At 75.0% G+C, this 20,257-nt stretch carries 13 protein-coding genes and 1 riboswitch; of the genes, 7 read left to right on the top strand and 6 right to left on the bottom strand.

The features are described 5' to 3' along the window. Positions 1-448: 448 nt before the first annotated feature. Positions 449-988 carry a MarR family winged helix-turn-helix transcriptional regulator gene (locus M1O15_RS03635; RefSeq protein ID WP_248631676.1) on the bottom strand — a complete coding sequence of 180 codons (540 nt, stop codon included), beginning with the start codon at positions 986-988 and terminating at the stop codon, positions 449-451. 167 nt (positions 989-1,155) lie between these two features. Here M1O15_RS03635 and M1O15_RS03630 point away from each other — a divergent pair, with 167 nt between their 5' ends. Further along, positions 1,156-2,505 (top strand): MFS transporter, encoded by a 1,350-nt coding sequence (locus tag M1O15_RS03630; protein ID WP_248631708.1) that lies wholly within the window; start codon positions 1,156-1,158, stop codon positions 2,503-2,505. 5 nt (positions 2,506-2,510) lie between these two features. On the opposite strand, the gene M1O15_RS03625 is transcribed toward M1O15_RS03630, so the two are convergent. Beyond that, positions 2,511-4,388: an ATP-binding SpoIIE family protein phosphatase gene (locus M1O15_RS03625; protein WP_248631675.1), complete on the bottom strand. Its 1,878-nt coding sequence runs from the start codon at positions 4,386-4,388 to the stop codon at positions 2,511-2,513. Between the two features lie 164 nt (positions 4,389-4,552). Beyond that, a complete protein-coding gene (locus M1O15_RS03620; protein ID WP_282576178.1) occupies positions 4,553-6,001 on the bottom strand; it encodes an NAD(P)/FAD-dependent oxidoreductase in 1,449 nt (482 codons plus the stop codon). A 331-nt stretch (positions 6,002-6,332) separates the two neighbouring features. Between M1O15_RS03620 and M1O15_RS03615 the strand changes: the two genes are divergently transcribed. Further along, positions 6,333-7,175, top strand: coding sequence for a TetR/AcrR family transcriptional regulator (locus M1O15_RS03615; RefSeq protein ID WP_248631674.1), 843 nt, complete (start codon positions 6,333-6,335; stop codon positions 7,173-7,175). 314 nt (positions 7,176-7,489) lie between these two features. Then, positions 7,490-9,385, top strand: coding sequence for a sigma-70 family RNA polymerase sigma factor (locus M1O15_RS03610; protein WP_248631673.1), 1,896 nt, complete (start codon positions 7,490-7,492; stop codon positions 9,383-9,385). A 15-nt stretch (positions 9,386-9,400) separates the two neighbouring features. On the opposite strand, the gene M1O15_RS03605 is transcribed toward M1O15_RS03610, so the two are convergent. After that, positions 9,401-11,512 carry an asparagine synthase-related protein gene (locus tag M1O15_RS03605; RefSeq protein WP_248631672.1) on the bottom strand — a complete coding sequence of 704 codons (2,112 nt, stop codon included), beginning with the start codon at positions 11,510-11,512 and terminating at the stop codon, positions 9,401-9,403. Between the two features lie 1,043 nt (positions 11,513-12,555). Here M1O15_RS03605 and M1O15_RS03600 point away from each other — a divergent pair. The 4 genes from M1O15_RS03600 to M1O15_RS03585 all read left to right on the top strand — a co-directional run bounded on the left by M1O15_RS03600 (position 12,556) and on the right by M1O15_RS03585 (position 17,619). Then, positions 12,556-14,034: an NsdA family TPR-like regulatory protein gene (locus tag M1O15_RS03600; RefSeq protein ID WP_248631671.1), complete on the top strand. Its 1,479-nt coding sequence runs from the start codon at positions 12,556-12,558 to the stop codon at positions 14,032-14,034. Positions 14,035-14,132: 98 nt separating this feature from the next. Next, entirely contained in the window at positions 14,133-15,419 is a 1,287-nt protein-coding gene (lhgD, locus tag M1O15_RS03595; protein WP_248631670.1) for an L-2-hydroxyglutarate dehydrogenase, read from the top strand. A gap of 12 nt (positions 15,420-15,431) precedes the next feature. Then, a complete protein-coding gene (trmB, locus tag M1O15_RS03590) occupies positions 15,432-16,205 on the top strand; it encodes a tRNA (guanosine(46)-N7)-methyltransferase TrmB (protein WP_248631669.1) in 774 nt (257 codons plus the stop codon). A gap of 76 nt (positions 16,206-16,281) precedes the next feature. Beyond that, positions 16,282-17,619 carry a PrsW family intramembrane metalloprotease gene (locus tag M1O15_RS03585; protein WP_248631668.1) on the top strand — a complete coding sequence of 446 codons (1,338 nt, stop codon included), beginning with the start codon at positions 16,282-16,284 and terminating at the stop codon, positions 17,617-17,619. Between the two features lie 23 nt (positions 17,620-17,642). On the opposite strand, the gene M1O15_RS03580 is transcribed toward M1O15_RS03585, so the two are convergent. Then, the gene (locus tag M1O15_RS03580; protein ID WP_248631667.1) at positions 17,643-18,587 is read right to left on the bottom strand and encodes an aldo/keto reductase; all 945 of its coding nucleotides are present in this window, start codon (positions 18,585-18,587) and stop codon (positions 17,643-17,645) included. Between the two features lie 130 nt (positions 18,588-18,717). Next, on the bottom strand, positions 18,718-19,830 hold the full coding sequence (locus M1O15_RS03575; protein ID WP_248631706.1) for a M23 family metallopeptidase: 1,113 nt from the start codon (positions 19,828-19,830) through the stop codon (positions 18,718-18,720). 168 nt (positions 19,831-19,998) lie between these two features. Continuing rightward, positions 19,999-20,130: riboswitch (cyclic di-AMP (ydaO/yuaA leader) on the bottom strand. Positions 20,131-20,257 lie beyond the last annotated feature (127 nt).

Raw genomic sequence — 20,257 nt, 5'->3', positions numbered from 1 at the left:
TGGGCGCTTCCCTTCGGTACTTCGTGTTTCCAGCTTAGCAGATCCGTTTTCCGTTTCCGCCACCCGCTGGAGCGGGCTTTTCCGGTCCGTTCCGGCGCTTTCGCGCTTTTCCCTTTCCGGCGGTTCCGACTCTATCAGATCCTTTCGGGCCTGATTCCCAGTCGGAGTGGGATTGCCATCCGGGCCCTGCGGCCCTTCCGGCGTTTCCGACTCTAGCTGATTTCCCGGGCCGCTCATAATCGAGCTTTCGAACCGAATTCCGGCATGCCGAAATTCGCTCCACTTCGGGAGATCGTGCTGAGTTGGAGTGCCGCTGTTGCGGCGGGATGGCTGCCGATGCGAGCTGATGTCCGCGTGGCAACCCGAAGAACTTTACGGATCGGGGGTGGGGGTGTCAAGCCCCGCCGGTGAGGGGGCTTGGGATCGGTCCGAGCCGAGCCCCACGGGGTCAGTCGAGGCCCTTGAGCCGGCCGCCGGCGTCCGGCTGGGCGTGCTCCACCCGGCGCAGGACGCGGATCAGCAGCTCACCGAGGAGGCCGCGTTCGGCGGGGCTGAGGTCCTGGAGGAGCTCCTCCTCGAAGGAGGTGGCCATCCGCATGGCCTCCAGCCACTTCGCACGCCCCTCGTCGGTGATCTCGACGATGACCCGCACCCGGTTGCTCTCGTCGCGGTCGCGGGTGACCAGACCGTCGGCGGCCATCCGGTCGATCCGGTGGGTCATCGCGGCCGGGGTCAGGCCGAGCCGCTTGGCCAGCTCGCCCGGACCGAGGCGGTAGGGGGCGCCGGCGAGCACGAGGTGCTTGAGGACCTCCCACTCGCTGTTGCTGATGCCCAGCTCGGCGACCTGGCGGCCGTAGGCCACGCTCATCCGCCGGTTCAGCCGGCCGAGGGCGGAGACCACCTGCTCCACCTGCGGGTCGAGGTCGCGGAACTCGCGCTGGTAGGCGGCGATCTGCTCGTCGAGGCTCGGTTCCTGCGTGTCGGACATGCCCGGAGTATGGCACGGAAGGGATTGGCGTTGAAGTCCTTCGATGTGTACAGTTAAGCATCGAACTTTAGAATTGAAGTCTTGAGGGTCGAGCCCTCAAGCTTCGAAGCGTGTGGACGCTGACAGACGTAGGACAGACGTAGAAACAGGTGAGTGTGTTCAAGGCGATGGGCGCGGCGATGCGCCGGATCCAGGCGGGGAACGTGCTGAGCGCGTTCGGGCTCGGGTTCACCGTTCCCTATCTGTATGTGTACGTGGCCCAGGTGCGGGAGCTGGGTGCCGGGACGGCGGGGGCCGTGCTGGCGGTCTTCGCGATGGCCGCGCTGGTGGTGCTGCCCTTCACCGGGCGGGCCATCGACCGGCGCGGGCCCGTGCCGGTGCTGGTGGTCGCGGCTCTGCTGGCGGCGGCGGGTGCGCTGGGGCTGGGGCTGTCCGCCACCGTGCCCGCGGTGGTGCTCTCCGCGGTGCTGCTGGGTTCCGGTACGGCGGTGATGCAGCCGGCGCTGGCGACCATGATCGTGTGGTGCTCGACCACCGCGACCAGGACCCGGGCGTTCGCGACGCAGTTCTTCCTGCAGAACCTGGGCCTGGGCATCGGCGGTCTGATCGGCGGGCAGCTGGTGGACGAGGACCGGCCCGGCAGCTTCCTGCTGCTGTTCTCCATCGAGGCCGTGATGTTCCTGGTGCTGGCCGCGATAGCCGCCACGGTGCGGATGCCCCACACCCCCTCCATAGCCGACGCCCGGCCGGAGAACGCGGAGGCCAAGGCGCGCGGCGGGATGCGGGCGCTGCTGTCGCACCGGGCGATGGTGCAGCTCTGTGTGCTGGGCTTCGTGCTGTTCTTCGCCTGCTACGGGCAGTTCGAGTCGGGTCTCGCCGCGTACGGCACCGAGGCGGCGGGTCTCGCCCCGTCGACCCTGGGTGTGGCGCTGGCCGCGAACACGGCCGTGATCGTGGTGGCGCAGTTCGTCGTCCTGCGGTTCGTGGAGCGGAGCCGCCGGACCCGGGTGATCGCGCTGGTGGGTCTGATCTGGACCGTGGCGTGGCTGTTCGCCGGGGTCGCGGGGCTGGGGCAGGTCAGCCAGGCGATGGCGACGGCGGCCTTCGTCGGCACCTACGCGCTGTTCGGGCTGGGCGAGGCGATGCTGTCGCCGACCGTGGCGCCGCTGGTGGCCGATCTGGCCCCGGAGTCGATGGTCGGGCAGTACAACTCGGCCTTCGCGCTGGTCAAGCAGCTGGCGCTGGCGGTCGGCCCGGCGGTCGGCGGCCCCATGGGCGCGGCGCTGCACGGCCCGTACATCCTGACGTTCGTGCTGTTCTCGCTGGGCATCACGGTGCTGTCGCTGCGGCTGGGCGGGAAGCTCACCCTGGCGCAGAACCACCCGCAGCTGGCGCTGGTGAAGTCCCGGGTGGTGGCCCGCCACACCCCGGGGGAGGAGTCGGCCCCGGAGAGCGAGTCGGCGCGGGACAGCGAGCCGGTTCGAGGCAGCGGGCAGGTGGCCGAGGCGCGGGTCTGAGGCCGTCAGCCGGCCGGGCGGTCGGGCAGGGCGAACTCGCACCAGACGGCCTTGCCGCCGCCGGGAGTGCGGCGGCTGCCCCAGGACGAGGCGATCGTGGCGATGATCGAGATGCCGCGACCCGCCTCGTCCTCCGTTTCGGCACGGCGGCGGCGCGGCAGGTGGTCGTCGCCGTCGGTGACCTCGATGATCAGGCGCCTGTCGGTGCGGCGCAGCCGCAGCCGCATGGGCGGGGTGCCGTGCTGGAGGGAGTTGCCGACCAGTTCGCTGGTGGCCAGCACGCCCAGGTCGCGCAGCTCGACGGGGAACCGCCAGCTGGACAGCACACCGGAGGCGAAGGCACGGGCACGCGGTGCGGCCTCGACGCCGCCGAGCAGGTCCAGCGCGGCGTTGTGGAAGAGCTCGGCGTCGGCGCCCTCGCGGGCGGGGTGCTGGAGGACCAGCACGGCGACGTCGTCGTCGTGTTCGGCGGTGACACCGAGGGAGCGCAGCAGCCGGTCGCACACCACCTGGGGGCTGCCGGTGGCGCCGGTGAGGGCGCGCTCCAGGGCGGAGACGCCCTCGTCGATGTCCTCGCGGCGGCGTTCGACGAGCCCGTCGGTGTAGAGCACGGCGGTGGATCCGGGTGGCAGGGCGATGGACCCGGAGGAGTGCAGCCAGCCACCGGTGCCCAGGGGCGGGCCGGTCGGGTCGGAGGCGCGGCGGACGGTGCCGTCCTCGTCCCGTACCAGGATCGGGAGGTGCCCGGCGGAGGCGTAGACCAGCCGGCCCTCGTTGGGGTCGTGGACCGCGTAGACGCAGGTGGCGATCTGGCTGGCGTCGATCTCGGCGGCGAGCCCGTCGAGGAGCTGGAGCACCTCGTGCGGCGGGAGGTCGAGGCGGGCGTAGGCCCGTACGGCGGTGCGGAGCTGGCCCATGACGGCGGCGGCGCGCACTCCGCGCCCCATCACATCGCCGATGACCAGGGCGGTGCGGCCCGCGCCGAGGGTGATCACGTCGTACCAGTCGCCGCCGACGGCCGCGTCGGTGACACCGGGCTGGTAGGTGGCGGCGACCCGCAGGTCGTCGGGCTGCTCCAGTTCCTGGGGCAGCAGGGAGCGCTGGAGGGTGACGGCGGTCTCGCGATGGCGGCGCTCGCTGGCGCGCAGCCGCTCGACGGCCTCGGCGTGGTCGGTGACATCGGTGGCGTGCACCAGCACCCCGGCGCCGGCGGCACCGCCGTTCCCCGGGCCGCTGCCGTCGGGGGCGCTGCCGTCGGGGCCGGTGCCGGCGTGGGTCTCCACGGGGAGGCAGGTGACGGTGTAGGAGCCGCCGGCCTGGGTGCGGCGGGACTTGACGGTGCGGGGCTTGCCGCTGCGCAGCACCTGGTCCATCAGCGGCAGCAGGCCGAGTTCGGCGAGCTCGGGGCAGCCGGCGGCGACGGCGGTGCCGGCCCGGCGCGGCCCGAAGGCGGCGGCGTAGGCGTCGTTGACGTAGGCCACGCGGTGCTGGGTGCCGTAGGTGAGGGCGACCAGGCCCGGGAGGCGGCCGAGGATCTCGCGTACCGGGAAGTCCTCCAGCGCGGGGGCGTCGTCGGTGGGGCGCTCCAGGTCCGGGGCCAGGGCCGGGCGGGAACCGTCCGCCGGGGTGGCGGCCTCCCGGGGGTCCGCCGCCGACGGTCCGGGAGCGGGGCGTCCGGACCCGGGGTGGCCGGGCTCCGGGTGGTCGGGCTCCTGGTGGTCCGGGGTCTGGCGGGCGGTCTCACCCTGTCCCCCGCCGGCTTCGCCCCGGGCGGCGGGGACCCCGTCCCCGCGTGACGCCGACGGGGTCCCGGGGTCGGTGCCGCGCGCCGCGGCGCGGCGCTGCGTACCGGGGAGCCGGGCGCTCCAACGCGTGAAGTTCACGGATCTGTATGCCTCGTGGTGTCGGTGCCGTGTCGAGTCACTCTGTGCAGGTGTGAGCCCACCTATGGTCACACGTCCAGTGTGACCGAGCGCACTGACAGGGGTGGCGGCGTTGACCGGCGTTGACCGGTGGGGACGGGCCCGAGCCCGTCCCCACGCCTGTCTCAGTCGGACTTCGGAGCGCCGTCGGCGGTTCCGCCGCGGTAGGCCTCGTCCTTGGGTTCGGGCGGCTTCGGTCCGGCGGCGAGTTCGAACTCGGCGCGCGGGTGCTCCAGGGAGCCCAGCGAGACGATCTCCCGCTTGAACAGCCCGGAGAGCGTCCACTCGGCCAGCACCCGGGCCTTGCGGTTGAAGGTGGGGACCCGGCTGAGGTGGTACGCCCGGTGCATGAACCAGGCCGGATACCCCTTGAGCTTGCGCCCGTAGACATGGGCGACGCCCTTGTGCAGGCCGAGCGAGGCGACGGAGCCCGCGTACTTGTGGGCGTACTCCTTGAGCGGCTGCCCGCGCAGCGAGGCGGTGAGGTTCTCGGCGAGCACCTTGGTCTGGCGCACCGCGTGCTGGGCGTTGGGGGCGCACTCCCTGCCCGGTTCCTTTGCCGTCCTGTCGGGTACGGCGGCGGCGTCCCCGGCGGCCCAGGCGTGCTCCAGGCCCTCGATGGTGAGGTACGGGGTGCACTTCAGGCGGCCGCGTTCGTTGCGGGGCAGGTCGCTGGCGGCCAGCACGGGGGCGGGCTTGACGCCGGCGGTCCACACCAGGGTGCGGGTGGGGAAGCGGCTGCCGTCACTCAGCACGGCGACCCGGTCCTCGCAGGACTCCAGCCGGGTGTCCAGGCGGACGTCGATGTTCCGGGCGCGCAGCTCCCGTACGGCGTAGACGCCCATGTCCTCGCCGACCTCGGGGAGGATGCGGCCGGTGGCCTCCACCAGCACCCACTTCAGGTCCTCGGGCTTGATGTTGTGGTAGTAGCGCGAGGTGTAGCGGGCCATGTCCTCCAGCTCGGCGAGCGCCTCCACCCCGGCGTAGCCGCCGCCGACGAAGACGAAGGTCAGGGCGGCGTCGCGGATGGCGGGGTCGCGGGTGGAGGAGGCGATGTCCATCTGCTCGATGACATGGTTGCGCAGCCCGATGGCCTCCTCGACGGTCTTGAAGCCGATGCCGAAGTCGGCGAGGCCGGGCACGGGGAGGGTGCGGGAGATCGAGCCGGGCGCGATGACCAGCTCGTCGTAGTCGAGGTACTGGGGGCCGGTGCCCTCCTCGCCGGTGGCGAGGGTGGTGACGGCCGCGCTCCGCTTGGCGTGGTCCAGGGAGCGCACCTCGCCGATGACGATCCGGCAGCGGTCCAGGACCCGGCGCAGCGGCACCACCACATGGCGTGGCGAGATGTTGCCGGCGGCCGCCTCGGGGAGGAAGGGCTGATAGGTCATATAAGGGTCGGGTGTGACCACCGTGACCTCGGCGGCGCCGGTTCTGAGCTCGTTCTTGAGCAGCCGCTGGAGGTGCAGGGCGGTGTACATCCCGACGTAGCCACCGCCGACAACGAGAATGCGCACAGGTTCGGTCACCCTCCCATGAGGCAACGCGCTTGCGCGTTTGTCCACAGGCTCGACCATTCGTATGACCGGAGCACGCCGGAGCGGGTGTTCGAGCCGGTGGGTGGGGTGAGGTGTCGAGTCGCAGGTCAGAGGGGGCGTGGCGGGTGGTTCGCAGGGGTTCAAACCGGCGGGTACCGCCCGTTGCGCCGATCGGGGGGCGCACCGGTAGGAACGGCCCCTTCTGAATTGACTCCGACTCAACTATGTTCGTAGTCCGTCGGGGAGCCGGGTGACCACGCATGACCTGAGCGGGTCGGACAAGGGTCCTCGGCTGTCGGACAGGGGGCGTCTCCGGGGGGGGAGACGTATGACTACCGGGGGAACACATATGGATACGCAGGCTTATGGGATGACGACCGCCGCCACGCCGTCGGCGGCCTACGCGGCGGCGGGCCTGACCGCCCGGACCGGCGCGCTGGGCGGGCCGGGGCCGGTGGACGGCCCGTCCGCGGCGGGGATCGCGGCGGCGGGGCTCACGGCTCCCGGCTCGGGGCCGGCCGGCTCCGGCGGGCGCGCGGCACCGCTGCGGGTGGACGCCCAGCGGAATCTGGAGCATGTGCTGCGGGCCGCCCGCGAGGTCTTCGGCGAGCTGGGCTACGGGGCGCCGATGGAGGACGTGGCGCGCCGGGCCCGGGTGGGCGTCGGCACGGTGTACCGGCGCTTCCCCAGCAAGGACGTGCTGGTGCGCCGGATAGCCGAGGAGGAGACCGCCCGGCTCACCGCGCAGGCCCGTGCCGCGCTGGGCCAGGAGGAGCAGCCGTGGTCGGCGCTGGCGCGGTTCCTGCGCACCTCGGTCGCCTCGGGTGCGGGACGGCTGCTGCCTCCGCAGGCGCTGCGGGTCGACGCGGCGGACGAGCGGGCCGCGGTGACCGGGCCGATCGAGGGCGAGGCGGTGCGAGTGCCGCAGCAGCGGGGTGCCGCGGGCCTGGCGGAGGGGCTACCGGGCGCGGAGACCCGCGCGATACCGGTGTCCGAGCCGGCGGACGGCCCCGGGGTGGCGGAGCTGCTGGAGGTCGTGGGCCAGCTGGTGGACCGCGCCAGGGACGCCGGTGAGCTGCGCGGCGATGTGACGGTGTCGGACGTCCTGCTGGTCATCGCCACGGGTGCGCCCTCGCTGCCGGACGCCGCCCAGGAGAGCGCGGCCTCGGCCCGGCTGCTGGACATCCTGCTGGAGGGACTGCGCTCCCGCTGAGGACGGTGGTGATGGTGGTGGGGCGGTGCTCCCGTCGGGAGGTCGCCGCCCGCGCCACCGCCTGAGCCACCCCCGCCTCTCCGCCCGCCGCACCGCCTGAGCCACCCCCGCCCCACCGCCCGAGTCCCCCTCCGAGTCGCCACCCGCGGCATCGCCCCGGCTCCCACCCGCCACAGCGTCTGACGTGCCGTCGGGCGGGAGTGCGAGAGGTGCACTCGGACGAGTGATGGTGGTCCGTCCGCCGGACGGGGGCGGGGCGGTGTGGAACGCTTGCCGGATGTTCCCATCTCGACAGCGGTACGGGAGCCTGCGGCGTGAGCGGTGAGGATCGCGGGCGCCTCGGCGGCCCCCGGGACGACGAGCACGGGCCCCGGGTGCCGGAGCAGGGCGGTTCGGTGCTGCCGCCGCCCCGGGAGCTGCCGCCGGCGGACGTGGAGCTGGTCCGCCGGATGCGGGAGGGCGACGGCACGGCGTACGAGGAGCTGTTCCGGCGCCACGCGGCGGCGGTACGGCGGTACGCGGGCACCTGCTGCCGGGACGCGGACACCGCGGACGACCTGACGGCCGAGGTCTTCACCCGCACCCTGCACGCGGTGCGCGGCGGAGCCGGTCCGCACCATGCCGTGCGGGCCTATCTGCTGACGACCGTGCGCCGGGTGGCCGCCGACTGGGCGCGGACCTCGCGGCGGGAGCAACTGGTCGAGGACTTCGCGGTGTTCGCCGCACAGGCCGCCGCCAGCGCCCCGGTGCCGGGGACCGCCGTGGTGGAGCCGGGCGCGGATGTGCGGGCCATGCGGGAGGCCGAGCGGTCCCTGGCGGTACGGGCGTTCCGCTCGCTGCCGGAGCGCTGGCAGGCGGTGCTCTGGCACACCGCGGTGGAGGAGGAGTCACCGAGCGAGGTGGCCCCGCTGTTCGGGCTGACCGCCAACGCCACCGCGGTGCTGGCCAGCCGGGCCCGGGAGGGGCTGAAGCAGGCGTACCTCCAGGCCCATGTGAGCAGCGCCCTCACCGAGGGCGGCGACTGCGCGCGGTACGCCGACCGGCTGGGGGCGTATGCCCGGGGCGGTCTGCGGTCGCGGGCCGAGCGGGGGCTGCGCGCCCATCTCGCCGAGTGCGCGGCCTGCCGGCTGGCGGTCGGCGAGCTGGAGCAGGTCAACTCGGGTATCCCGGCGGTGGTGCCGGTGGCGGTGATCGGCTGGTTCGCCGCGGGCTTCTCGGTCAAGGCGCTGGGCGCCGTCGCCGGAGGTGCCGGGGCGGCCGGAGCCGCGGGCGCGGGAGCCGCCGCCGTCTCGGGCGCCGGAGCGGGAGGGGCCGGAGCGGGAGCCGGGACGGCCGGGGGCACCGGGGCGGTGGGTGAGGGGCTGGCCGCGCCCGTGAAGGCGGGGCTGGCGATCGCCGCGGCGGTGGCCGCGGTGGCCGGGGCCGTCTGGGCGCTGTCCGGCGGGTCGGAGCCCGCGCCCCCGCCCTCGGCCGACGCCAAGCCTCCGGCCGCCGAGCCGGTCGTACCGGCGCCGCCCCCGCCGGAGCCGAGCGAGCCGCCGCCGAGCGAACCCGCCCCGCCCCCCGTACGCCCCGCCGAGCCGACGAGCCGGCGTGCGGCCCCCGCGTCACCCGCACCGGCCCCCTCCCGGGTCGCGCCCCGGCCGAGCGCCCCGGAGCCCGCCCGGCCGTCGCCCTCGCCGACCCGGCGCCCCCCGGTCGTACCGTCGCCGTCGCCCACCCGTTCCGTACCGCCCCCGTCCGTGCCTCCCCAGCCGAAGCCGACCCCGCCGGCGGTGCTGCGGGTGGACCGGCTGGCGGACAGCCTGACCGGGGACGGCAGCGGGCCGGAGCTGCGGTTCGACCCGGGCAACTGGGTGTGGCGGCGGTGGGGGTTGTCGATCGGCTCCACCCCGTACGCGTACGGAATCACCGTGTACGCCCGCTCCTCGGTCACCATCGACCTCAACCGGAGTTGCGTCTCCTTCGACGCGCTGGTGGGGGTGGACGACCTGGCCTTCGGGCTGGGCGCGGTGCGGTTCTCGCTCTACGGGGACGGGGAGCGGCTGTGGAGTTCCCCGCTGCTGCGCGGCGGGGACCCGGCCGTACCGGTGCGGGCGGCGATCGGCGGACGGCGGTCGGTCCGGCTGGTCACCGAACCGGACCTCGGGCGTCCGCTCGGCACGGTCGCCCCGGCCGACTGGGCCCGGGCCCGGCTGACCTGCTCCTGAGCGACAGAAAGCGGGTCAGGAGCGGAGGGAGGGGCGGGAGGGGACGCCCGCGGCGACCGCGCGGCGGCGGGGGGCGGCCGAGCCGGTCCAGCAGGTGCCGCGGCGGGCCAGCAGCCGGTGCAGCCACAGCTCGGTGGAGACCAGGTCGGCGAGGCCGTCCAGCGGCACCGGTTCGCCGTCGGTGGCGGCCCGCAGAGCCTTGCGGACCACCCGGGCCTCGATCAGTCCGGCGTCGGCGAGCAGCGGGGCGTCGAAGAGGGCCATCAGCTGCGGCAGCGCGGCCCGCAGACCGGCGCGGCCGGCGGTGGCGGTGGCGGTGTGGCTGGTGGCGCCCCAGCCGGGCGGCAGGTCGTGGATGCCGGCCCCGGCGAGGACCGAGCGCAGGATCGCGGCGCGGGCGCCGGGCTGGACCCGCAGCGACTCGGGCAGTTCGCGGCAGGCGCGGACGACCTGGTTGTCCAGGAACGGGGCGTGCAGCCGCTGGCTGCGGATCTCGGCGGCCTGTTCGAGGACTCGGTGGTCGGCCGCGTAGCGGGCGAGCGCGGCCCGGGCGCGGGCCTCGCCGGGGCGCTGCACGGAGGTGGGCCGGGTCGCCGCCTGCTGGAGACGAACCGATACTTCAGCGAGTGCTTCACCGGTCAGCCAGCGGGCGGCCGGGCCGGGTCTCGCCCAGGCGAGCGCGGCCAGCGAGGCGTCCAGCGGCCCGCCGACCGCGCCCGGGTCGCGGCCCGCCTCCAGCAGCCGGGCGGCGGCCGACTCCAGCCCGGCCCGGTAGGGGGTGCGGGCCAGCCGGCGGGCCGCCCGGTAGACGGTGAGCGGCACCAGCAGCGCGCCCGCGTTCGGCCCGCTCGCCTTGGCCAGCGCGGTGACCGGGCGGATCAGATGGCGGCGCCGGCGGTCCATCAGCAGGTCGGCCAGCCGGGCCGGATGGGCGTCCAGCACCTGGCGGGCGCCCTGGCCGGTGAAGTGGTCGGCGCTGCCCGCGGCCAGCCGGCGGCGGTGCCGTTCGGCGCTGACCAGGGAGGGGCCCGGCTCGTCGGTCAGCGGGCCGTCGAGCCCGGCGTAGGGCAGCGCCTCCTCGGCCGCGGCGACCACCACATGGTGCAGCCGGGGGTTGTCGGCCAGGGCGCGGGCCCGTTCGAGCTCGGCCTCCCGGCCGCCGGTGGCCAGGTCGTTGAAGGTGACGGCGAGCAGCCGTTCGCCCGCCCCGGTCCCGGCGCCGGCGATGGTGCCGGGCACCCCGGGCAGCCCGGCCGCGAGCAGGGCGAGGGTGCCGGAGGCGCTGCCCCCGGAGAGGTCGGCTCCGATGCCGGGGGCGGGCGCCCCGCGGGCGGCCCGGCGGTCGGCGGGGCCCATGCCGGGCACCGGGCCGGGGTCCGGCGGCGGCATCTCGGGGGCGTGCCGGGGGGCGGTGAGCCGGGCCCGTACCGCGTTGACCAGCGCCTCCCGGACGGCGTCCACCGCCCGCTCCGGGTCGGCCTCGGGGACGGCGACCGCGAGCGAGGAGACCTGCTCGTAGCCGAGGATCTCGCGGGAGCCCTCCCGCAGCACCAGCGCGTGCCCGGGCGGCACCCGCTTGACGCCGATGTACGGGGTGGAGTCGCGCAGCCCCTCGGGCGGCTCGGGGCAGGCGAGTTGGGCGGCCAGGTGCCCGATGTCGAGCTGGGCCTCGATCAGGTCGGCGAGCGGCAGCGCGGCGGTGGCGTAGGCGGTGCCGTTGGCCCACGGGGTGTGGAAGACGGGGCGGGCGCCGGCCAGGTCGCCGGCGACGATGATGCGGCGGCCCACCTGGGCGACCGCGGTGTAGCTGCCGGCCCAGGCGGTGAGGTGGCGCATGGCGCCGCCGCGCGCGGCGAACAGCCCGACCCGCAGCTCCTCGTCGGAGGCGGCGCAGCAGCCGAGGACCGCGAGGCGGGTGAAGGGGTCGGTGCTGACCACCCGCACCTCGTCGGGGCGCCAGTCGCCGACCGCCCAGAGCGGGTCGGGGTCGCCCCAGAGGAGCTGGGCGCCGACCGGCTGCACGGTGCGGTGCTCCTCGTCGAGCAGGCTGCCGGTGGAGGGGGAGCCCACCGCTCCGGCCGTGCCGAACCGCGCGGCGATACTGCTCCATCCGACCAGCCACCGCATCAGCCGCCTCCGACCCCGCCTCCACAGGCTGTGGACAACCCGGCTCATATGCCGGGAGTGCTGGAGACATGCTGCCACGACAAGGCCGCGCAGGGGTGGGTGCCGGGCGCGCCCCGCCAAACGGGAACACGCCCCTGGCATGGGCCGGGTGACGGCCCGTGGGAGGGGCGGGCAGCGGCGGAACCGGACGTTCCGGGGCACACCGCGGCAGGGCATGACCGATCGGTTTCGGCCAATTACGTACGCGAGTGCCGTAGCGGAGCGCTCCCCGCACGTGTTCCGTACGCGGGTGCGGCCGGGCGGCCGGGACCCGGACGCGGCCCGGGCGCCGGGCACGGACGCGGCGCGCTCGGCCACCGGGCACGGCGCGGTCGCCGATCTGCCGCTCTGCTGGTCTCCGGCCTGGTCGGCACCTCGATTCCGCGTCGGCGGGGTGGTGGGCACGGGTGGCGGACGGGTCTGGCTCCCGGCACCGGACCAGGGCCGGCCCAGGGCGCGGAGCCGGCCCGGGACCAGCCCGGGAGGCGTGGTGTCCGCCCCCCGGACCGCTCCGCCGCCCGCGGGGAATGAGGCGGCGGTATCCCCCAGCCCACCGCTTCCAGAACGGCGGGCCGACCCACGCGACACCCATGGAAGCCGCCCGGCCGACCCACCCGGCAGAGCGCACGGGCGGGCGCACGGCCACACACCGGGAGCACGCCCGCCGGCGCTCCGACCAGCCCCCGGCCGGCGCCGGGCGGCGGCTTCGGCCGGGGCGCGTCCACGTCGCGGGCGCGCCGCCGCCGTACCCGTGAGCCGTACCGGTGGCCCGTACACCCGGGCCGTACCGGTGGCCCCGCACTCCCCGCACCCCCCGTCACGCCCCGCGGAACGCGGCCGCCCCGGGACGCGCCCGGATCCATCCACCCGTACGCACAACAATCTCGCCATACGGAACACCAACCCTTAACGGTCGGCATGCGGCGAACTACGCTGGGTTTACGAATGCCGCGCGCCTATGCCTGGCGTCGCGGCGGCCGCATGTGGTCGAGGGGTGGCGTCGCATGTCCAGGGACCAACGCGGGCCGAACGAGAAGCTCGGCACCGTTCTCGCCCTCGCGGGTATCAGCAACGCCGGACTCGCCCGGCGGGTCAACGACCTGGGCGCGCAGCGCGGGTTGACCCTCCGGTACGACAAGACGTCGGTGGCCCGGTGGGTCTCCAAGGGCATGGTCCCGCAGGGCGCCGCGCCGCATCTGATCGCCGCCGCCATCGGGCAGAAGCTGGGGCGGCCGGTCCCGCTGCACGAGATCGGGCTGGCCGACGCCGACCCGGCGCCCGAGGTGGGGCTCGCCTTCCCCCGGGACATCGGCGAGGCGGTGAAGTCGGCGACCGACCTCTACCGGCTGGACCTGGCCGGGCGGCGCGGCGGCGCGGGGGGCATCTGGCAGTCGCTGGCCGGGTCGTTCGCGGTCAGCGCGTACGCCACCCCGGTCTCCCGCTGGCTGATAACGCCGGCCGACTCCTCGGTGGAACGCCCGAGTCCGCCGCCCGCCGCGGAGAGCGGGCCGGATGCGGAGGCCGAGCCCGCCGGGGAGCCCTGCGCGCTGGAGGAGAGCGGCTTCACCCGGGTGGGGCACAGCGATGTGGCGAAGCTGCGGGAGGCCGCGGAGGACGCCCGGCGCTGGGACTCCAAGTACGGGGGCGGCGACTGGCGCTCCTCGATGGTGCCGGAGTGCCTGCGGGTGGACGCGGCCCCGCTGCTGCTCGGCTCGTACTCCGACGAGGTCGGCCGCGCGCTGTTCGGGGCGACCGCCGAGCTGACCCGGCTGGCGGGCTGGATGGCGTTCGACACCGGGCAGCAGGAGGCCGCCCAGCGCTACTACATCCAGGCGCTGCGGCTGGCCCGGGCCGCCGCGGACGTGCCGCTCGGCGGGTACGTCCTCGCGTCGATGTCGCTCCAGGCCACCTACCGGGGCTTCGCGGACGAGGGAGTGGACCTGGCCCAGGCGGCGGTGGAGCGGAACCGGGGCCTGGCCACGGCCCGGACGCTGTCGTTCTTCCGGCTGGTGGAGGCCCGGGCGCACGCCAAGGCGGGCGACTCGGCGGCGGCGGGGGCGGCGCTGCGGGCGGCGGAGGGCTGGCTGGAGCGCTCCCGGGAGGGCGACGCCGACCCGTCCTGGCTGGGCTTCTACTCCTACGACCGGTTCGCGGCGGACGCGGCCGAGTGCTACCGGGACCTCAAGCTGCCCCGGCAGGTGCGGCGCTTCACCGAGCAGGCGCTGTCCCGGCCGACCGAGGAGTTCGTGCGCTCGCACGGGCTGCGGCTGGTGGTGAGCGCGGTCGCCGAGCTGGAGTCGGGCAACCTGGACGCGGCCTGCGCGGCGGGGGTGCGGGCGGTGGAGGTGGCCAACCGGATCTCCTCGGCGCGGACCACCGAGTACGTACGGGACCTGCTGCACCGGCTGGAGCCGTACGGGGACGAGCCCCGGGTGGCCGAGCTGCGCGAGCGGGCCCGGCCGCTGCTGATGACGACGGCCTGAGCCGCCTCCCCCGGGGTGGGGGCGAGGTCGCGGGGCGGAAGCGGTTTAGGGCGGTTGTCAGTGGGCCAGTGCACTATCTGGGGTGGGAGGTGGCACAGGTGTCCGCGTACGGCAGCCAGGGCGGTCGGGGTTTCGACTGCGACGTGCTCGTGATCGGTGGCGGGATCGTCGGGCTGTCGACCGCCTATGCCCTCACCCGGGCCGCCCCGGGCACCCGGGTGGTGGTCCTGGAGAAGGAGGGCGGCCCGGCCCGCCACCAGACCGGGCGGAACAGCGGGGTGATCCACAGCGGGATCTACTACCGCCCCGGCTCCCTGAAGGCGCGGTACGCGGTGCGGGGCGCGGCGGAGATGGTGAAGTTCTGCGCGGAGTACGGGCTGCCGCACGAGGTGACGGGCAAGCTGATCGTCGCCACCGGGCGCGCCGAACTGCCCCGGCTGCACGCCCTGGTGCAGCGCGGCCGGGAGAACGGCATCCCGGTGCGGGAGCTGGGCCCGGCGCAGATCGCCGAGTACGAGCCGCGGGTGCGCGGGCTGGCCGGCATCCATGTGGGCTCGACCGGGATCTGCGACTACGGGGCGGTGGCGGCGCAGCTGGCGGAGTCGGCCGGCGCGTGCGGCGCGGAGGTGCGGTACGGGGCCGAGGTGGCCGCGGTGGACCGGCGGCCCTGGGGGGTGGCCGTGCGCACCACGGCCGGGGCGGTGGTGCGCGGCCGGGTGCTGGTGAACTGCGCGGGGCTGCACTGCGACCGGGTGGCCCGGCTGGCCGGGGACGACCCGGGGATGCGGATCGTGCCGTTCCGGGGCGAGTACTACGCGCTGGCGCGGCCCGGGCTGGTGCGCGGGCTGGTCTACCCGGTGCCCGACCCGGCGTTCCCCTTCCTCGGGGTGCATCTGACCCGGGGTGTCGACGGCGGGGTGCACGTCGGGCCCAACGCGGTGCCCGCGCTCGGCCGCGAGGGGTACGACTGGTCGGTGGTGCGCCCCCGGGAGCTGGCCGCCACGCTGGTCTGGCCGGGCTCCTGGCGGACAGCCCGCCGCCACTGGCGGTACGGGGCGGGGGAGCTGCACCGCTCGCTGTCCAAGCGCGCCTTCACCGAGGCGGTGCGCCGACTGCTGCCCGAGGTGGCGGAGGCCGATCTGCGCCCCGCCCCGGCGGGCGTGCGGGCGCAGGCGGTGCTGCGGGACGGGACGCTGGCCGACGACTTCCTGCTGCGCGAGGCGCACCGCACGGTCCATGTGCTCAACGCCCCCTCCCCCGCGGCCACCGCCTCCCTCCCCATCGGCCGCGAGGTGGCCCGCCGCGCCCTGCTCCACCTGGACCGCCCGGCGGCCCCGGCCGGCGACCGTCCCCGGCCCCATCCGTCTCCGGCGGCGGGCCCGTAGAATCGGGGCATTGTGTCTGAGTTCCCTGATACCGCCGTGCACCGCCGCCCCAAGGGGGAGCCCCGCTTCCCGGAGGGCCCCGCGCCCGACCCCGCCGGGTCCCACTTCGAGCGGCGCATCCGCAGCTTCCAGCCGCGCCGCAGCCGCGTCACCCCAGGGCAGGCGGACGCCCTGACCAGGCTGTGGGGCACCTGGGGGCTGGACATCGACGGGCAGCGGCGGCTCGACCTGGGCGCCCTGTTCGACGGGCTTCCGGTCGTCCTGGAGATCGGCTTCGGCATGGGTGAGGCGACCGCCCGGATGGCCGCGGACGACCCGTCCACCGGCATCCTGGCGGTGGACGTCCACACCCCCGGCCAGGGCAATCTGCTCGGGCTCGCCGACCGCGCCGGGCTGACCAACGTCCGGGTGGCCAACGGTGACGCCATCATCCTGCTGCGCGAGATGCTCCCCGAGGACGCCCTCGACGGGATGCGGGTGTACTTCCCCGACCCCTGGCCCAAGAAGCGGCACCACAAGCGGCGGCTGATCCAGCCCGAGTTCCTGTCGCTGGCCGCGAGCCGGATGCGGCCGGGGGCCGTGCTGCACTGCGCCACGGACTGGGAGCCGTACGCCGAGCAGATGCTGGAGGTGCTGACCGCGCACCCCGGCTTCGCCAACACCCAGCCGGACGGCGGCTACGCGCCCCGTCCCGCGTTCCGGCCGCTCACCCGCTTCGAGGGGCAGGGGCTGGACAAGGGGCATCCGGTGCACGACCTGCTGTTCACCCGGGTCCCGTCCGCTTAGACGGAGGCTGTGATTCCCGTTATGCCGGTAGCACACTCGTCGCAGGGTGTCAGTGGCGGTCGCTAGGGTCGATCGCGTGTCCCACTCGTCCGTGCACCCCAGCCCGCACCTCCCGCAGCAGCCGCCGGTCCCGGCCTACGAACCGGAGCCGGCGTTCGCCGCGGTGCCGGAGCGCGCCCGCTGGCGGTACAAGCCGCGCCGGGCCCTGTGGCGCAGCAAGCTGGTGCGGGCGGTCGCGCTGGCCCTCGTCCTCGCCCTGTGCGGACTGGTGATCCTCGCGCTGGTCCGGGAGCAGACCGGCACCCAGGGCTTCCTGGTCGGCCTCGGCCTGGCGCTGCTGCCGGTGCCGCTGCTGCTGGCCGCCTTCCGCTGGCTGGACCGGGTCGAGCCCTGCCCCTGGCGGAACCTGCTCTTCGCGTTCGCCTGGGGCGCCTGCGCGGCGACCCTGGTCGCCATCGTGGCGAACACCTTCGCCACCCGCTGGATAGCCACCGCCACCGCCGACCCCGGCTCCGCGGACACCATCGGCGCGACCGTGGTGGCGCCCATCGTGGAGGAGAGCGCCAAGGCGGTCGCCGTGCTGCTGGTCTTCCTCTTCCGCCGCCGGGACTTCACCGGCATCGTGGACGGGGTGGTGGTCGCCGGCTTCTCCGCGACCGGCTTCGCCTTCACCGAGAACATCCTCTACCTGGGCAACGCCTTCGGCGAGGACCAGGAGATCGGCACCGCCGGGTTCGCGTCCGTCACGGCCGGGACCTTCTTCGTGCGGATCGTGATGTCCCCGTTCGCCCACCCGCTGTTCACCGTGTTCACCGGCATAGGCTTCGGCCTCGCGGCGGCCGCCGCCCGCCGCCACCGGTTCCGCCGGGTGCTGCTGCCGCTCACCGGGCTGGTCCTGGCGATGGGCATGCACGCCCTGTGGAACGGCTCGGCGTCGATCGGCCCCTGGGGCTTCCTCGCGGTCTACGGGATGATCATGGTGCCGGTGTTCGGGCTGCTGACCTGGCTGGCGATCTGGTCGCGCCAGAGCGAGCTGCGCACGATATCCGGCGAGCTCCCGGTGTACGCGGCGGCCGGCTGGCTGGCCCCGGCCGTCCCCCGGGCGCTCTCCTCGATGCGCGCCCGGGAGCTGGCCCGGGCCTATGCCGCCCGCTGCTTCGGCCCGGCCGCCGCGACGGCGGTCGGGGAGTACGAGGCGTTCGCCACCTCGCTGGCCTTCCTGCGCCACCGCGCCCGCCGGGGGAACGCCGACGGGGACTTCGCCGCCCGGGAGCAGGAGCTGCTGCACCACCTCTGGCAGCGCAAGGAGGTGGCCGGGCCCGCCCTCACCTACGCGGCCCAGGCCACCGGCCGGGTGTGGACACCGCCCCCGCACCTCAACTACGGGGGCGGCTACAACCCGTACCGCAACTGACCGCCGGCGGTCTTCCGCGCGGCTCAGTCCGAGGCGGCGGTCAGCGCGGCCAGGTCCTCGTCGGTCAGCGTGAGGTCGGCGAGCGCCAGCAGGGCCGGCAGCTGCTCCACGGTGCGGGCGGAGGCGATCGGCGCGGCGACCGTGGGCTGCGCGGCGAGCCAGGCCAGGGCCACCGTCGCCGGCTCCGCCCCGTGGGCCTCGGCGACCCGGTCGAGCGCGGCGAGCACCTTCCGGCCGCGGTCGGACTCCAGGTGCTTGGCGGCGCCGCCCGCCCGGGCGCTGTCCACCTCGGTGCCCGGCCGGTACTTGCCGGTGAGGAAGCCCGAGGCCAGGGCGTAGTACGGCACGGCCGCCAGCCCCTCGCGCTCGACGAGGTCGCGCAGCCCGCCCTCGTAGGTGTCGCGGGAGACCAGGTTGTAGTGCGGCTGCAGGGCGCTGTAGGCGGCCAGCCCCTCGCGGGCCGAGAAGTCCAGCGCCTCCCGGAGCCGCTCGGGCGAGATGTTGGAGGCGGCGATCGCCCGTACCTTGCCGTCCCGGACCAGCTGGTCCAGCACCGGCACGAACTCCTCGACCGGGACGGAGGGGTCGTCGTAGTGGGTGTAGAAGAGGTCGATGTGGTCGGTGCCCAGCCGGCGCAGCGACTCCTCCACGGCCGCCCGGAGGGTGGCGGGGGCCAGCCCCTTGAAGTCGGGGTGGGCACCGGCCTTGGTGGCGATCAGGACGTCCGCCCGGTTGCCGCGGGCGGCCAGCCACTCGCCGATGATCGTCTCCGACTCGCCGCCCCGGTTGCCGGGGGCCCAGGAGGAGTAGGTGTCGGCGGTGTCGACGAAGTTCCCGCCGGCCGCCGTATAGGCGTCGAGCACGGCGAAGGACTGCGCCCGGTCGGCGGTCCAGCCGAAGACGTTGCCGCCCAGGGCGAGCGGGAAGACGAGCAGGTCGGACGTGCCCAGCTTGCGGAGAGAGGTCATGGAGGGCAGAACGCGCCCCCGCCGGAGCGCTATTCCGCCCCAGGGTGCTGTTCCCCCCGGGGTGCGCCAACCGGGGGAACCGCGGAAGAGGAGAGCGGGCGCGGGCGGGGGGGCCGGGGGGCCGCTGCCGTCAGACCGTGAGGCCCTTGCCGCGCAGCCAGGAGAGCGGGTCGATGCCCTGGCCGCCCGGGGTGTGGACCTCCAGGTGCAGATGCGGCCCGGTGACGTTGCCGGTGGCGCCGACCCGGCCGATGGTCTCCCCGGCGCCGACCTGCTGCCCGGCGGCGACCGTCATCGAGGACAGGTGGCAGTACCAGACCTCGGTGCCGTCCGACAGCTCCAGCACGATGCGGTAGCCGTAGGAGCCCGACCAGCCGGCCGACTTGACCGTGGCGCCGTGGACCGCCTTGGCGGGCGTACCGGTCGGCGCAGCCAGGTCGAGACCGGTGTGGTAGCCGGAGGACCACATCGAGCCGGCCTGCCCGAAGGTGGAGGTGATGGTGTACGAGGAGGTGGGCAGCGACCAGTCGCCCGCCGCCTCGGCCGGCTTCTCCGCCGGGGCGGGCTCCTCCGCCTCGGCCTCCGCCTCGGCGGCCGCCTGGGCCTTGGCCTCGGCCTCGGCCTTCGCCTTCGCCTCGGCGGCCTTCTTCGCCGCCGCTTCCTTCTTCGCCTTCTCGGCCTCGGCGGCCTTCTCCGCCGCGCCGTGCTGCTTCGCGGCCTCGGTGGCGGCCTGTTCGGCGGCCTTCCGCTCGGCGGCGGTCCGCGCCTCGGCGTCGGCGGACGCCTGGGCCTGCTCGGCCTGCTGGAGGATCCGGGCGCGCAGCGCCTCGCCGGCGTCGGCGGCGCCGCTCCGGTCGGCGGTACCGGCCAAGGAGGTGGTGGCCAGGGCCGCCGTCTCCGGGGCCGCGACCGTACCGCCCGCGCCCTCGCCCGACTCCTCGTCACCGGATATCAGCGAGCCGATACCGGGCAGCGACTTGGCGTCCGGGAGCTTGTCGGCGACGGCGTCCGGGAGGGAGATGGAGACCGGCGGCTTGCTCTGCGCGGTGGCCATGCCGCCCGCGCCGACCGCCGCGATGACACCCACGCCGAGGACGGTGGAACTACGGGCCAGACCGCCACGCTGCTTGGCCACCCGGTGCCGGCCGCGCACGGGGCGGACAGTCTCCTCGGTGGGGTTCCACTCCTCGAACGAGCCATCCGGGACGTCCGAGCCGAACGTGCCGTCCGCGCCCGACGAAATCTCCGGGCCGAACGAGGCCTCCGGGCCGAACGGGTCGTTTGCCGGGGCGGTGCCCGGGAAGCCGGAAGGGGAGAACGGACCGGCCGGAGCGGCCGTGATGCCAAGGGAGCCACCCGGACCGTAAGAGGTCTCGGGGGCAGGCCTGTTGGACGCCACGAAGGCGCACTCCTTTCCTTCCTTCGCGCCTACCGGGTTAGCTGACGGGTTCGGAGCAGGAAGGTCTCCTACGGGCCAAGCGGCCCGATTCACCCCAAAGTGGTGGTTCCCCGGTTTCCGAGCGGAATTCGGCGCGCGCACGGCGCCGTCTTGCCGACGGCTGGGACGACCGCGCTGCGTTATCGAACGTTAATAGACCCGGGGCTCGGATTCCAAGCCGCTCCGTGCGATCGTTCGGCCTCCGACGGAGGGACGGACCTGGGCATAAGCG

Origin of the sequence: Streptomyces lichenis, from assembly GCF_023218175.1 — a bacterium.
Classification (GTDB): Bacteria; Actinomycetota; Actinomycetes; order Streptomycetales; family Streptomycetaceae; genus Streptomyces; species Streptomyces lichenis.
Note: the sequence above shows the minus strand (reverse complement) of the source record. Positions and strands in the feature narration are given on the sequence as shown.

Bases quoted from the DNA above. Each gene is read 5' to 3' on its own strand.
- M1O15_RS03580 (WP_248631667.1), bottom strand. From the start codon at position 18,587: ATGACCTCTCTCCGCAAGCTGGGCACGTCCGACCTGCTCGTCTTCCCG.
- M1O15_RS03620 (WP_282576178.1), bottom strand. From the start codon at position 6,001: ATGGTCGAGCCTGTGGACAAACGCGCAAGCGCGTTGCCTCATGGGAGG.
- M1O15_RS03630 (WP_248631708.1), top strand. From the start codon at position 1,156: ATGGGCGCGGCGATGCGCCGGATCCAGGCGGGGAACGTGCTGAGCGCG.
- M1O15_RS03615 (WP_248631674.1), top strand. From the start codon at position 6,333: ATGACGACCGCCGCCACGCCGTCGGCGGCCTACGCGGCGGCGGGCCTG.
- M1O15_RS03600 (WP_248631671.1), top strand. From the start codon at position 12,556: ATGTCCAGGGACCAACGCGGGCCGAACGAGAAGCTCGGCACCGTTCTC.
- M1O15_RS03605 (WP_248631672.1), bottom strand. From the start codon at position 11,512: ATGCGGTGGCTGGTCGGATGGAGCAGTATCGCCGCGCGGTTCGGCACG.
- M1O15_RS03635 (WP_248631676.1), bottom strand. From the start codon at position 988: ATGTCCGACACGCAGGAACCGAGCCTCGACGAGCAGATCGCCGCCTAC.